This is a genomic window from Paraburkholderia nodosa (genome assembly GCF_001718195.1).
Lineage (GTDB): Bacteria > Pseudomonadota > Gammaproteobacteria > Burkholderiales > Burkholderiaceae > Paraburkholderia > Paraburkholderia nodosa_A.
In genome coordinates, this window is record NZ_MCNV01000007.1 from 134,184 (window position 1) to 147,379 (window position 13,196).

The following is a 13,196-nucleotide window of genomic DNA, read 5'->3' on the forward strand; positions in this document are numbered from 1 at the left end:
AACATCGACTTACCTCAATTAGTATAACCAATGGATAATTCATGAAGCGAATCATGTCTGCATTACCACTTGCCGTGGCGCTCGCCAGCTCAATCCCCGCCACCATGGCATGGGCCGATCCGGTCCTGGAACAGGGAACTCGCGAATTCGTCGATGCGTTGACGGCGAAAGGGGGTCCGCCGATTTATACGTTGTCGCCAGGTGATGCGCGCAACGTGCTACTGGGCGCGCAAAGCGCCCCCGTTTCCAAGCTCCCGGCCCGTGTCGAAGATCGCACCTTTCCTGCAGGACCTACCGGTGACGTGAAGGTCCGCATCATCAAGCCGGCAAAAAAATCCGCTGGTACGTTGCCCATTGTGATGTATTTTCATGGCGGCGGCTGGGTGCTGGGTGATGCAGCAACGCATGACAGGCTGGTGCGCGAAATCGCTAACGGCTCAGACGCGGCAGTGGTCTTCGTCGATTATGAGCGCTCGCCAGAAGCCCGCTATCCCACCGCCATCGAGCAAGCGTACGCAGCAACTGCTTACGTTGCGCAACACGGAAAAGAGCTGGGTGTCGATCCTCAGCGCATGGCACTCGCGGGCGACAGCGTCGGCGGCAACATGGTGGCTGCAGTGAGCATTCTTGCCAAGCAACGCCATGGCCCGAAGTTCCGGTTCCAGGTTTTGTTCTATCCGGTCACCGATGCGAACTTCGAGGACGGCTCGTACAAGGAGTTTGCCCAGGGTCCCTGGCTCACCAAGAACGCGATGAAGTGGTTCTGGGACGCATATCTGCCCGATGCATCCAAGCGCAACGAAATCACGGCGTCTCCGCTGCAGGCAACGATTGCAGATCTTCAGGGTCTGCCGCCCGCACTCGTGATTACTGACGAAAACGACGTCCTGAGAGATGAAGGCGAGGCCTACGCTCATAAGCTCATGCAGGCCGGCGTGGACGTTACTGCGGTGCGTTACCTCGGCAGCATTCACGACTTCGTGATGCTCAACGCGCTGTCAAATACACCGGCCGCGCGGGCAGCGATTGGCCAGGCCAACGCGATGCTGCGCCAAGAACTTCACAAGTAACGCGCCAGCGTCCCAGCGGCGACGTCAACTTCGTCGCCGCTCGCTCCTCAACTGGCCATCCCTGCCAGCATCCAACACCAAGGAGAGATTTTCATGACACGATTGACAACGCTTAAGCCTGGCGAGGCTACCGGTGAAGCCGCGGCGATATTCGGCCAGATCAAGGCCGCGCTCGGCAAGGTCCCCAACGCATATGCCACCATCGGCACGCACAGCCCGCAAGGACTTTCGGCGATGCTGAACGTCGACGCGGTGATCTCAGCAAGCTCACTTGAGGCTGCGGACGTCGAAGCGATCCGTCTTGCCGTGAGCGCCCTGTCCGGATGCGACTATTGCCTTGCTGCGCACACGATGCTTGGCAAAATGGCTGGCCTCACGCCCGATATCATGAAGAATATCCGCGCTGGCAAGGCGGTAGGAGACACTCGTCGCGATGCACTGCTTGCATTCGTACGAATGGTAGTCGCGAGTCGCGATACCGTCCCTGCGAACGTTCTGGAAGCCCTACTTGCAGCCGGCTACAGCGAACGCCAGGTGATCGAGATTCTCCTGGTCATTACTTCGATCACCTTTACCAATCTGGTAAACCGCGTCAACGACACAGCTCTCGATTTTCCGAAGATCGATTGATACAAGTGCCATCGCACTATCGTGCCGCTCACGGCATCTCTGTGTATCCCTGTCCGAAAACATGACGCTTTTCGTCGTGCAATCGTGCCTGGATTACAGTACGGCTACATGTTGATTCGTGTACCATCAGCTGGCCGTGGAGCTGGCACGTTTCAATCGCTTTTGCAGGACCACAACGTGCTTGCGTAATGTCTCTCGCCCGCGTTCCGCGATCTTCAAAGAATGCGTCTGTGGAGTTTGTGCAATGTCATCCGGTCCAGGAAGGTTGGAATTCGTCTCGACCGTTTATATCGTTGACGATGACGAAGGTATTCGACGCTCGCTTTCACATCTTCTTCTCTCTGTCGGCCTCAATGCGCAGTCATTCGCGAGCACCGCGGAGTTTCGGGCGGCCGCATTGGCCGATGCTCCCTGTTGTCTACTGCTGGACATCCGGCTACGGGGAGAAAGCGGCCTGGCATTTCAACAACAAGTCACCGATCGACCGGATATTCCTATTATTTTCATTACCGGATTTGCTGATGTTGATATCTGCAAACGGGCAATGAAAGGCGGCGCGTTCGATTTTCTGGTGAAGCCATTCTCTGACCAGGATGTCATCGATGCGGTCAATGGCGCGCTCGTCATTGATCAGAGACGGCGTGAGCGGATGCAGACTCAAACCGTGCTCAAACGCGCGTATGAGCAATTGACCCGCCGTGAGCGGGAGGTACTCGCGTACGTTGTAAGTGGAGCACTGAACAAGCAAATTGCGGCATGGCTGGGCGTCAGCGTAATTACAGTGAAGTTGCACCGCGCAGCTGTCATGAAAAAGATGAATGCGTCTTCCCTTGCCGATCTCGTGAGAAAAACTGGGGCCCTTGGCATCCAGTTGCCCGTCATGCCAGAGAGCTGATCGCCGGATAGTCAGCAGCGCGGTCGGCACGATGGCGACGTTTCCAGGTACGTCGACAGCAATAAAATTATCACAAAGACTGTTTCAACATATTTGCACAAACGGGAACACTTTTCTTTGTTTCAATGATCGGGGAAACGCTTTGGATTTGAACGCCACGAGATCAACCGCCTCCGTGGAGACGGAGAGAATGGGGGACGGGATTCGGGAAGAGCGCATCGCCAGGCATCTCGCACTTCGGGTCCTCCCCATCTTCATGTTTGCGTATGTGGCAGCGTACGTCGATCGCATAAACGTGAGCTTCGCGAAGCTCCAGATGAGCCTCGATCTGGGTTTCACAGATGCAGTGTTTGGCTTCGGGGCGGGCACTTTTGCGCTGGGCTACGTGGTGTTTGAAGTTCCTAGCAACATGATCCTGCAGCGGGTCGGCGCCAAGCGGTGGCTGACGCGCATTATCTTCTCGTGGGCAATCGTGTCAGTCTTGACCACATTCATTCAGACACCGAAGCAATTCTATGTAATGCGGTATCTGCTGGGCGTCGCAGAGGCCGGCCTCGTCCCCGGAATTGTTTACTATATTTCTCAGTCGTTTCCCCGATTCCATCGTGCGAGAACGCTATCCGCCTTTTACGCTGCGCTACCTCTAGCCGGGTTGATCGGATCCCCGCTAAGCGGGTTCATCATGGAGTATCTGGACGGGGTAGCGGCACTCCCTGGCTGGAAGTGGATGCTCGTCGTCGAAGCGTTGCCGGCATTCGGTGCCGCGTGGCTTTGCTGGACATATCTGGAGGATGACGTAACTGCAAGTCGCCACCAGACGGACGCAGACAGGGCATATCTCGCCAAAATGCTTGCCGAGGATCGCGCGATCGCTGCCACCGCGAATCACAATGAGATGTTCGCAAGCTGGGTCTTTTGGATCTTTGGGCTGATTTATTTTCTTGACGTGTTTGGGATCTACGGCTACACGCTCTGGGCACCGACCATCATCAAATCGCTTGGTGTGGAGGGCGTTTTCATGATTGGCCTGATCGCCGCACTGCCCAACGCGGTGGCGGTCGTCGTGATGATTGCAGTGGGACGCAATGCAGATCGCCGTCGGGAAAGACGACTGCATACGGCTGCTCTGCTCCTGATCGCCGCCGCTGGCCTCGCACTGTCACTGGCTTGGCGTGACAACCTCTGGCTGACGGTTATGGCACTATGCATCGCGAATGCAGGGCTGCTTTCCATGCCCCCAGTTTTCTGGGGAATGCCAACCGCCGTACTTGGACCGGGTACGGCCGCGAGTGGGATTGCATGGATTAGTGCCATCGGAAACATTGGAGGTTTTTTCGGGCCGTACGTCGTCGGGATTCTCAAGCAATCGTCGGGCGGCTTTGCGCTTCCTGTCTCGTGCATGATCGCCTGCCTGCTCTCCGGCCTCTGCCTGACGTTGCTGTTGCCCAAGCACCTCGTCAATCGGTAACAAGGTCAGTTGCGGCGCCAGCAGTCAGGCGCTGCGATTTTGGCGCTAGCTCCCTGCCATGACGCCACAACGAAAATGCCCGACTATTCCTCCCGGCGATGTAGTCCAAGCGCATTTGCACTAAGCACGAGTTCAGGAAGGGAACGCGCTTCCATTTTGCGCATGGCTTGACCACGATGAATTTTTACCGTGATCTCGCTTAGTCCCATCTCAGCTGCAATCTGCTTGTTCAATAGTCCACAGACCACGTATTTCATGACCTCTTGCTCACGGGGTGTAAGCGTTTCGTAGCGACGTCGAATATCCGCCGTTCTGCTATGAGATTTGCGCATTGCCTCGTTTCTCAACAACGCGCTTTGTATCGCGTCCAGCATATCCTGGTCTCTGAATGGTTTTGCAAGGAAATCAAAAGCGCCGTTTTTCATCGCCTTCACTGACATCGCTATATCGCCGTGAGCCGTTATAAAAATGATTGGCAGTTCGACGTCAGCAGCGATTATCTGCTCCTGTAGAGCAAGCCCGCTTTGCCCTTTGAGTCGAACATCAAGAATCAGGCAGCTCGGCACATCAGGGCGTTCGAAGTCCAGAAATTCTTGCGTCGACGCAAAGAGTTCTACCCTCTGACCGACCGATCGGAACAGCATTGCAAGTGCGGCGCGAATGGAATCGTCGTCGTCGACCACATATACGATGGTGCCCCCCGCACTGTGATCTGTACGCTGGATCATTTGGTCGCCTCCTCTTGCAGGGGTAGAACGAACTGCATCAATGCACCTCTTCCTTTATGTGACAGTGCCCAGATCCGACCTCTATGAGTCTCAACAATCGAGCGACAAATCGAAAGCCCCATTCCCATCCCTTCTTTCTTTGTCGTAAAGAACGGCGCGAACAACGACGCGGCATGTTCCTCAGGAATTCCATGGCCCGAGTCCTCAATACTGACCTGAGCCAGGCCGTCGTGCAGCAACTGTGTTGACACAACCAGCCGACGCTCGCTGCTGGCCACATTAGACATCGCCTGAATCGCGTTCATCAGTAGATTGATAATGACCTGTTGCAGTTGCACGCGATCCCCACAGACAGGCAACGTGGTCGCGTACGATTGAGACACCTCTATGCTGTGGCTCTGAAGTTCGCGACGTACAAGACCGACGGACTGTTCGACCACTGCGTTGAGATCAAGTACGACGGTGTCCGGGTCGCGCCGTTTTGCCATGCTCCTGATCTGTCGAATAATTTCCGTCGCGCGCCTCGCGTCGTGAGTCATCTGCTCTATGCCATAGCGCACTTCTTCGAGATCGGGCACCTCGCGATTCAGCCATCGCAGGCCCGCTTCGCCTGCGGTAACGATCGCCGCCAGCGGCTGCGTAACCTCATGGGCGATGGAAGCAGCCAACTCGCCAAGCATTGTGATGCGTGTAACGTGGGCCAGCTCGGCTCTAGATTTCTCCAAGGCAAGTTCGGCGCGACGACGCTCTTCAATATCCGTGTTTACGCCGTACCATCTCAGAATCCGCCCATCTGCATCTCGGAGGGGCGCCGCGCCAATAATCATATAGCGATATTCACCACTAATGAGCTGCACCCTCGCGCTGACCTCGAAACTCTCACCGGTCGCAAGCGCATTTCGCCATTCGGTCTCGAAGGCGTCGAAATCTTCCGGATGCAAAATGTCGCGCCATGCAGTTGCATCATCACCGACGTCTACTCCACAGTCGGACCATCGCTGATTACGATAAAGAAGCAGGCCGGCGTCCGACGCACTCCAGACCATTGCCGGAATCGCATCGACGATCGAAGCGAGCTCTTCCTTCTGACGCCGCAATTCACTTTCAAGAGACTTTGCCTGAGTAATGTCGCTGTCCGTTGAGAGTATCGCAACAGGTTGCCCCCATTTGTCGCGCGATACGTTCCAGCGGCTCGATACCACGACAGAGCGTCCATCCCTCGCTCTCTTGGTTAGCTCACCTTTCCAGCCACTAGTTTCCAGAGCGCCCCTCATGAGTTCCGCAATTGGAAGCGCAGAGTCGGTCTGTGTCAGCTCATGGATATCCTTGCCCAACACTTCCGCTTCATGCCACCCATACAGGCGCTGTGCGCCTTGACTCCAGAATGCAATGCGACCTTCTAGGTCATAGGCAACGATTGCATCATGAGTGAGATTCAAAAGATCAATCTGCTTTTGCAGCGTACCCTTGCTGCTTTGATTGCGCAGCGCGAGTGCTGACACTGTGATGATCGCAAGCACGCTGACCACACACCGCGCGAGCGATGCCGGCGCAGTCTGATCGCTTGGGGCCAGCAGAAATCCAAGTACCGTGAGCGAGACGCATGTCCAAGCCGCTGCGATCGTCAACAGTTGTGAGGCCACCGATGCAATCATCAATACAACGACGACATACAGTACGGCGACCGCGACATTGACCGGCATCATCACATCGATCGAAAACACTGTGATGCCCAGCACGATTGCGATCGAATAGATCAGCCGTCGCCGTTTCATCGCTGCTCGCTCTGTTTCACTCACGGACTTGACGCGACCATCATCGGCACAGTTGGACTGCGCTCTATTGGCACCGGCTCGCAGTGTGCGCAGACGGCTCCGCTGACGATCATCATCCATAGGCTAACCTGGTAAATGGAGCGAATTGGCTAATCAATTCGTCAGTCGTCGTCCGAAACGAGTTCGTCCAAACGCTGTTGAATCTTGGCTGGGTCTATCGGCTTGCTGAACACGCAGATTGCGCCGAGTTTTTGGGCCTGTCTGAACGTCGCCTCGGATGGAAACGCCGTTATGAAGATGATGGGTGGGGCGGGACCGCGCTGGAGAAGGATTTCATACATCTCCAGCCCCGTGATGCCCCCCATTTGCACGTCTGAAACAATGCAGGCAACGTCCACGACCGTGTCGGCGTCCAGAAATGCCTCTCCGGATTCGTAGACACGAACCTCCCATCCCAACGATCTGAGCAAGCTTCTCGTTGCGTTACGCAACGACCGGTCATCGTCGACAATCGAAACAACACCTAAGTTAGGCATACAACACGGTCCTTGACCAATAGTCCATTGGGTATCAAACATGAGCGCGTGCAAGGTCGAGGTCCGAGCGCGATCCTATGCCCCCGACGTGCTTGCGAAAACTATACTTGTGTATAAGCACACCTATGCTGCGAGTCAGGTTAAGGCGATACGCCACAGGCTCAAGCATTCGCGACGAACGTGCTGACACGGTCCAGTGCTCTCGACGGCACTCGCAGTGGAACAAGGTGCCCTTCTGCGCTCCAGTAGGGCTTGCCCATGCCCGGTGCGTCCACTACGGACGCGACACGCACTTCAGCTTCCGGTCTCTGTTGAAGCTTTCCCTGGATCCAGTCAATGAACGCGCGAATCGACATCGGGACTTGTCGCCGATCGGCATACAGCACTGAAATAGGCAACGGGGATGGTGCGTAGTCGTCGAGAATGCTGACGAGTCGTCCAGCCGCGAGATCCTCTGCGACCATCCTCTCGCAAACTTGCGCGATGCCAAAGCCCTCGACGGCATACCTCACCGCTGAGCGCGCATCTGCAACCGATATCTTCTCGGACAACCGGATTTTGGTTTCGGCACCGTCCAGCGAGTATCGAAACTCGCGAGCAGGGCCGAAGCGGCGAGGGCTGTAGTGGATTACCTCGAGGTGTTCAAGATCTTCGGGGCGAGCTGGAAACGAAACTGTTGCCAGATACGCTGGGCTCGCGACCGTTATGGCTCGAAACTCCCCCACGCGCCGGCTACGCAGCGACGAATCGGAAAGATTCCCGACCACTACCGCGCAATCAACTCCATTCGCAATTAGCCCCTCTGCTTCACCGCCGACATCCACCCGCAGCCCAACCTCTGGATAGGCCGATCGGAATGTCGGCATGAGAGGCAGGATACTGTCGGCGACTTCCTGATCAACGTCAACCGAGAGCCGTCCCCGTGCGACCTTGCCGGCTCCGTTAAGGTACTGCGCCATCTCTTCGATTTCGCCTAGAATTCGCTCACAGTGTTCCTGATACTCATCGCCTTCCGTGGTCGTGCGGACGCAGCGCGTCGAACGCTGGAGAAGGGTCACGCCGAGATGCCCTTCCAACTGCCGAATGAGCGTACTGGCGGAAGCAGCACTGATTCCGAGAGTTTCTGCTGCAGCGGTGAAACTGCCAGTTCTGGCGACGTGGCTAAACACTGACATCGCGTGCAGGGTGCGGTCCATGCGATTCTCCAAGGTCGTTGCGTCATGAGATGTTGTGGACAGTCTAGTCAGCGAGGGGCAGTCGCAACATCAGATACTCGGAAACTCGTCCTTATACGATGGTGTTAGAACACTCAATGCGGCGCTGAAATGCGCATACGGCCGCCGCTCAGGTACCCACAGCGAGAAACCGGTTCGTATATTGGGAACGGCCTTGTCTCGGTACCGCGATAACTCGTCAGCCCGGCAAAGAAACTTCAGGGGGGAAAGTGCCTGTCTGATACCCGACTCACTGCGAACCGAGGACGCAAGCGCTCGCTTCGTCGAGCGCATACAGTCGCGTCCACCGTCTTGCTGCCTTACGGAGTGCCAGAAAGCGTTATCCTGTCGATCCAAAAGGCCAGCCGACAATCGCACGCGCCATGCATATTTTTGTTCCCGACACCAACTTCTTCCTGCAATGCCTTGATTTTCAGACGCTCGACTGGTCGCTTGCGACGGAGGAGCTCGCTATCATGGTCGCGGTGCCACGCACTGTGCAGCGTGAAATCGATCGTCACAAGGATGGCGGTAACGCCCGCCGTGCTTCGAGAGCGCGCAAAGCGTGGAGCACGTTTGCGCAGGTGATTGATTCCGACGACAACCTGATCACCATCACCGTTGGAAAGCGCACCGTCAGCATTGAACTGCTGATGCCGGGAATCAGGGCCGAGGATTTCCCCGAACTCGATCTACAAAACCCCGACGACCAGATCGTGGCGGAAGTACTCTGGTTGCGACGGCGACGCAGCGAGGACCGGGTAACGTTCATTTCAAATGACACGGCTGCGCTTGCAACCGCAAAGTCGCAGAAAATTCCTTTCCAGCGTCTGCCAGAGCAATGGATGCTGCCGCCCGAAAAGGACGACCGCGACAAGACGATCGACGAGCTTCGCAAAAGCGTCGCTCGCCTGTCGTCGCAGCATCCCGAGCTTGCTTTTACTTTGCCCGATCACCCAGACAAACGGGTCTCGGCGCAGACAACGCTTTTTCCCGCACTGACAGAAGCGGAGATTGACTTGCTGGCGCACGAATTTAGTGTTCAGTTTCCGATGACGACAGTTTTCCCGCAGGAAGCCCCTGTGCGAAAAAACGGGAGCATGTTCGATCTGGTGAGCAGAAGTCTGAACCCTCTGGAGCAGTGGCAACCTGCGGATGCCCGTGAGGTTAAGCATTATCAGGAGAAGGCGTACCCAGCGTGGTTGCAGCAGATACGGTCTGAGTTGACGACGATCCACCATCGTTTGAACGGTGATCTTCTTTCAACTTTCATGCTTGAACTCGGGAATACCGGCCAGCAGTCGGCGAACAACCTGCTTGTCACTTTCCAGGCCGAGGGTGGAATCGTTTTCGGTGTACCGTTGCGACGCGGCGATGAAGAAGACACCGATCAAGAAAAACCCTCATTCACCCTGCCGCCAACGCCGCCGGCCGGCGCGTACGTGAATATTGCAGATCGCTTTATCGCCATCAACGCTGCGAAAGACTACTTCGCGCGGAACTTTGAAGGTGATGCCGTCGATCTGACGGGCCTATGGAAGGAACGGCGCCATGATCCCAATGCCTTCTACTGGAAACCGCATCGTCCGAAACAGAGAACGACGGAGTGGGTGCTGGAATGCGACGAATTTCGCCACCAGCACGAACCTTATGCCACAGAGATAAGTTTTCGACCGGCCTCCGAAGTGGAAGCCAACGTTACCGGCGCAATACGGTGCCTGGCACACGCATCAAACATGCCTGAGCGGGTTGAACTGGTCATCCCGGTGCGTATCCAGATCTCGCGTGGCGACACGGTTGATCAGGTACGTGAAGAGCTATTCCGATTGCCTCGAACCATCGGCAATGAACTGCAGTGACGTAAGCGTTGTCCGAGTTGAGTCGCGAATGGCGCCGAAGTGGGCACAGTCGGCCCACCAGACAAATGGTTGAGCCTGCTTTGTCACCTGGGATAGCAACAGCAGCGAGAACGGCGCGTCGAGATCTACGTCGGCATCGCACGCCCGAATTGAGGACGCGCCCTACGCTTCGGAACGTACTTTGAGCCGCCGGGGCGCATGCGCGTCGAGCGGCTGGTCAATCCGGAACGCGACCGGTAGCCGTGCAGGCTGTGGGCGCCGGATCGAGGTCAACCAGGATCTAGACGGTTCTGAGTGGCACGAGGCACTTCCTCGTCATTTTCGACGCGATGCACGGTCATGGTTCGCGCCCTCGGGGAACGCTGCCGCTGTTCCGTCCTGCGGCCGCGGAGACTTAAGGGAGATCAGGAACCCGCCCGTCGAGCCAGTCCGACCAGTCCCACACATAGATGCAGTCGCCGCCGCCATCTGGGTTGAACAATGGCAACGACCACATCCGCCACCACTCCCGCAGTTCTTCCTGCAAGGGCTGGGGCACGTCCGCGATCCGCACGGCGTATGGCTTGCCTGCATCCTCGATCACAGGCACGACTCGCTGCAGAACCTCAAGGTCCCCCGGGGTCAGAGGGGTGTGCAGGCCCAACGCAAAACGCAGCCGTCGTCGTTCCCATGCGGGCCGCAGAAACCGGTGGGGCCCGAACGCGTCACTGCTCCAGCAGCGCTTCGCCACCAGCGTCCGCCGGGCGCCGGCGGGCAGATCCAGAACATGCTGCACCTCGTAGCGTTCTACACCGCTCGCCAGTGCCAGCAGCCGTTCGTCCTCGGGCGTACCGGGCGCCGGGTTAAGTCCAAGCAGATCAAGGAGTGCCTGTCGGGCTTCGCGATACTCACGGCCATTCTGAATGAGTCGCACGGTCATGGTCCCCCCTCGGAAAATGCTGCTAGTAGCGGCCCGCGGGCCGTCTGCTGTTCATTGCCACCTCGACGTGCCGCGGACGCTGGTCCGCAGAGTCCGAGCCATACGCGAGATTGAAATCCTGTCGGTCGCGCGGGCTGGCGAGGTCAGTTGATGATTCACCAGGTCGCCTCGCGGTCGCCCAGAAATTCCTCTCGCGCAACAGCGATTACCCGCATCGGATCGTCGATAAATACCTCCGCCGGCGTCCGGTCATCGAGCAACGCATGCGGCGAGTACAGCCAGAATGTCCGTCTCCAGCCTGCGCCATCGTCTTCGCTCGGCAGGACGGCGAGAAGTCCGGCAACGTCCTTCCGTATGGCGCCTGAGCGGTGGAACTGGAAGTCCGGGTAAAGGAAGCAATGCCGAGGCGCAGACCACACCCCCAGCAGGTCACCGCTCGCTTGCGCCTGGATCGCGTACGTTGCGGCTTCCGGACCGGGCGCCATGCCGGCCAGTTCGGCAACTCGATGATTGTCAGGCCACCGCTTCTCAAGCAGTTCGTCACGGAACGAGGTCGCCGGCAGGGTGCCATGCAATTCATTCTTCGTTACCACTGCATGGCCCTCCAAACGTCTATGCTGCGCTCGTAACGTACGCCCTTTCCCCCATCGAGTCCGGGTTCGCCACGACAAAAAATACCGTGGGCACCTGAACGCTAAGTTCACGTCAAAGTTCAGGCCTCACTTGACGACAGGCGTCCAACATGCCGCATGACCACGTGATGGCCCACACGGCACGCTGCCCTTGACTCCAGGCTATCGCTTTGACGACCACTCAACTTTCAATTGGTGATCGGAACTCGCACGAGGCTGCCATGGAAGGCAAGGAGTAATGATGCCGTCTGTGGTCACATATGAAAACCAGGTCACGCCGTCTTCGCAATAGCTCCTGATGTCAGCAATCGCATTCATGACACATCGCTCGTCCCCCTTTGGTCGTGTCTGAAATGCGTAAACGCGACTGCGCCCGGCTTCGAGTTGCGCAACCACTTCGAGAACGTCCTCGGCCTTTGTCACAAGGTAAGTGCCCACGGGTAGTTGATCGTCCTCGATGTCCTCGTGGGTGTGCTGAATCAAGAAGCAAGGTGATTCGCCGGAGACCGCCACGCATCGGAAGGCGTTGTAGGGGCTGACTAGTTGTCGGCGTACGGGATTCTTTTCTTCCCAAGTCGTCTGAGTCAAAAGCATGGGTGTGCTGGGTATCTACCATGAGCACGAGTGCAGAACGGCTTGCACATCTGGTGCTTACAATGAAAATGCTAATCTTAGTATGTAGAATCATAGTATGCAACGACGGATATTCGATGAATGTCCGTTGCCCCCACACAGTGCCGCCTGGTTGCCATCTTCGCCGCTAACGTTCGACGAAGACGCATCGAGTTGGACCTCTCGCAAGAAGCCCTTGCAGAGAGGGCCGGCGTCCATCGTACGTATGTTGGGATGTTGGAGCGCAGTGAGAAGAACGTGACGATCTATAACATCGAGCGTATCGCTGACGCTCTGGGGGTAGAGCCAGCATCGCTGTTGCAGGATCACAAAAAATCGGCGCGCCGAGTGTAAGGCGGCAACGACGGCAACTCATCGACGGATCGGGGAAAACATCAACTTCCGCACGAGCTTGGCTTGCACAGCGTGGTTCCACGCCGGAGGTCACCTGGCAGGCATACCGCTGCTTGTTCGATGATTTCGCGACTCGGCAGATCGCGACTGTTGTTTACCGGTTGCCCGATGCGATGATCGCTGCATTCAACTGCCGGCATGACAAAGGCGCTAGGGCAGTCCAGACCGTCGAAAGGCGGGCAGTTCACACCGAATACGCTACAGCAGTTGTTCCATCGCATGTACTCGAAGGCTCCTATGCAGGGCGCATCGAGCCATTCGGGTCGTCGCACGTTTGCGACGACCTTGATCGAAAAGGGCGTGGACATCAAGGCGGTATCGACGCTGATGGGCCATGCTTCGACTGCGGTGACGGGTCGCTACGTTGAAGACAATCCGGTACGATTGAAGCAGATTAGCGCCAGTATTCTGTAAATCGAAGTTGCACTATATTGACATTAAAAT

Annotated in this window: 13 protein-coding genes; 7 read left to right on the forward strand and 6 right to left on the reverse strand. The window is 56.9% G+C overall.

Translation table 11 applies throughout. From position 1 onward, the window contains the following. Positions 1–41: 41 nt before the first annotated feature. From BFD71_RS14795 to BFD71_RS14810, 4 genes are all read left to right on the forward strand, one after another. Complete coding sequence (locus BFD71_RS14795) at positions 42–1,070, forward strand: alpha/beta hydrolase (protein ID WP_069265027.1); 1,029 nt, start codon at positions 42–44, stop codon at positions 1,068–1,070. A gap of 93 nt (positions 1,071–1,163) precedes the next feature. Further along, complete coding sequence (locus tag BFD71_RS14800) at positions 1,164–1,700, forward strand: carboxymuconolactone decarboxylase family protein (protein WP_069265029.1); 537 nt, start codon at positions 1,164–1,166, stop codon at positions 1,698–1,700. Positions 1,701–1,944: 244 nt separating this feature from the next. Further along, complete coding sequence (locus BFD71_RS14805; RefSeq protein WP_069265032.1) at positions 1,945–2,595, forward strand: response regulator transcription factor; 651 nt, start codon at positions 1,945–1,947, stop codon at positions 2,593–2,595. Between the two features lie 142 nt (positions 2,596–2,737). Continuing rightward, entirely contained in the window at positions 2,738–4,063 is a 1,326-nt protein-coding gene (locus BFD71_RS14810; protein ID WP_069265034.1) for an MFS transporter, read from the forward strand. Positions 4,064–4,146: 83 nt separating this feature from the next. On the opposite strand, the gene BFD71_RS14815 is transcribed toward BFD71_RS14810, so the two are convergent. From BFD71_RS14815 to BFD71_RS14830, 4 genes are all read right to left on the reverse strand, one after another. Beyond that, positions 4,147–4,791 (reverse strand): response regulator transcription factor, encoded by a 645-nt coding sequence (locus BFD71_RS14815; RefSeq protein WP_069265037.1) that lies wholly within the window; start codon positions 4,789–4,791, stop codon positions 4,147–4,149. Beyond that, positions 4,788–6,566 (reverse strand): PAS domain-containing sensor histidine kinase, encoded by a 1,779-nt coding sequence (locus BFD71_RS14820; protein ID WP_256094726.1) that lies wholly within the window; start codon positions 6,564–6,566, stop codon positions 4,788–4,790. Before BFD71_RS14820 ends, BFD71_RS14815 begins: the two co-directional genes overlap by 4 nt. A 161-nt stretch (positions 6,567–6,727) precedes the next feature. Further along, a complete protein-coding gene (locus BFD71_RS14825) occupies positions 6,728–7,102 on the reverse strand; it encodes a response regulator transcription factor (RefSeq protein ID WP_069265042.1) in 375 nt (124 codons plus the stop codon). Between the two features lie 161 nt (positions 7,103–7,263). Continuing rightward, complete coding sequence (locus BFD71_RS14830) at positions 7,264–8,298, reverse strand: LysR family transcriptional regulator (protein WP_083245268.1); 1,035 nt, start codon at positions 8,296–8,298, stop codon at positions 7,264–7,266. Between the two features lie 401 nt (positions 8,299–8,699). On the opposite strand from BFD71_RS14830, the gene BFD71_RS14835 reads away from it, so the two are divergent. Then, a complete protein-coding gene (locus BFD71_RS14835) occupies positions 8,700–10,175 on the forward strand; it encodes a PIN domain-containing protein (RefSeq protein ID WP_069265045.1) in 1,476 nt (491 codons plus the stop codon). A 394-nt stretch (positions 10,176–10,569) separates the two neighbouring features. Here the strand turns inward: BFD71_RS14835 and BFD71_RS14840 are convergent, their stop codons facing one another. Then, positions 10,570–11,094: a hypothetical protein gene (locus BFD71_RS14840; RefSeq protein ID WP_069265047.1), complete on the reverse strand. Its 525-nt coding sequence runs from the start codon at positions 11,092–11,094 to the stop codon at positions 10,570–10,572. Between the two features lie 155 nt (positions 11,095–11,249). After that, a complete protein-coding gene (locus BFD71_RS14845) occupies positions 11,250–11,687 on the reverse strand; it encodes a hypothetical protein (RefSeq protein WP_069265050.1) in 438 nt (145 codons plus the stop codon). A gap of 753 nt (positions 11,688–12,440) precedes the next feature. On the opposite strand from BFD71_RS14845, the gene BFD71_RS14850 reads away from it, so the two are divergent. Both BFD71_RS14850 and BFD71_RS39120 read left to right on the forward strand, forming a co-directional pair. Further along, entirely contained in the window at positions 12,441–12,692 is a 252-nt protein-coding gene (locus BFD71_RS14850; RefSeq protein WP_069265052.1) for a helix-turn-helix domain-containing protein, read from the forward strand. 198 nt (positions 12,693–12,890) lie between these two features. Continuing rightward, a complete protein-coding gene (locus BFD71_RS39120) occupies positions 12,891–13,166 on the forward strand; it encodes a site-specific integrase (protein WP_083245269.1) in 276 nt (91 codons plus the stop codon). Positions 13,167–13,196: the final 30 nt, after the last annotated feature.

What these genes read in the sequence shown, in the direction of transcription:
- BFD71_RS14830 (WP_083245268.1), bottom strand. Translation starts at nt 8,298, where the DNA reads ATGGACCGCACCCTGCACGCGATGTCAGTGTTTAGCCACGTCGCCAGA.
- BFD71_RS14800 (WP_069265029.1), top strand. Translation starts at nt 1,164, where the DNA reads ATGACACGATTGACAACGCTTAAGCCTGGCGAGGCTACCGGTGAAGCC.
- BFD71_RS14840 (WP_069265047.1), bottom strand. Translation starts at nt 11,094, where the DNA reads ATGACCGTGCGACTCATTCAGAATGGCCGTGAGTATCGCGAAGCCCGA.
- BFD71_RS14835 (WP_069265045.1), top strand. Translation starts at nt 8,700, where the DNA reads ATGCATATTTTTGTTCCCGACACCAACTTCTTCCTGCAATGCCTTGAT.
- BFD71_RS14850 (WP_069265052.1), top strand. Translation starts at nt 12,441, where the DNA reads ATGTCCGTTGCCCCCACACAGTGCCGCCTGGTTGCCATCTTCGCCGCT.
- BFD71_RS14815 (WP_069265037.1), bottom strand. Translation starts at nt 4,791, where the DNA reads ATGATCCAGCGTACAGATCACAGTGCGGGGGGCACCATCGTATATGTG.
- BFD71_RS39120 (WP_083245269.1), top strand. Translation starts at nt 12,891, where the DNA reads ATGACAAAGGCGCTAGGGCAGTCCAGACCGTCGAAAGGCGGGCAGTTC.
- BFD71_RS14795 (WP_069265027.1), top strand. Translation starts at nt 42, where the DNA reads ATGAAGCGAATCATGTCTGCATTACCACTTGCCGTGGCGCTCGCCAGC.
- BFD71_RS14805 (WP_069265032.1), top strand. Translation starts at nt 1,945, where the DNA reads ATGTCATCCGGTCCAGGAAGGTTGGAATTCGTCTCGACCGTTTATATC.
- BFD71_RS14825 (WP_069265042.1), bottom strand. Translation starts at nt 7,102, where the DNA reads ATGCCTAACTTAGGTGTTGTTTCGATTGTCGACGATGACCGGTCGTTG.
- BFD71_RS14820 (WP_256094726.1), bottom strand. Translation starts at nt 6,566, where the DNA reads ATGAAACGGCGACGGCTGATCTATTCGATCGCAATCGTGCTGGGCATC.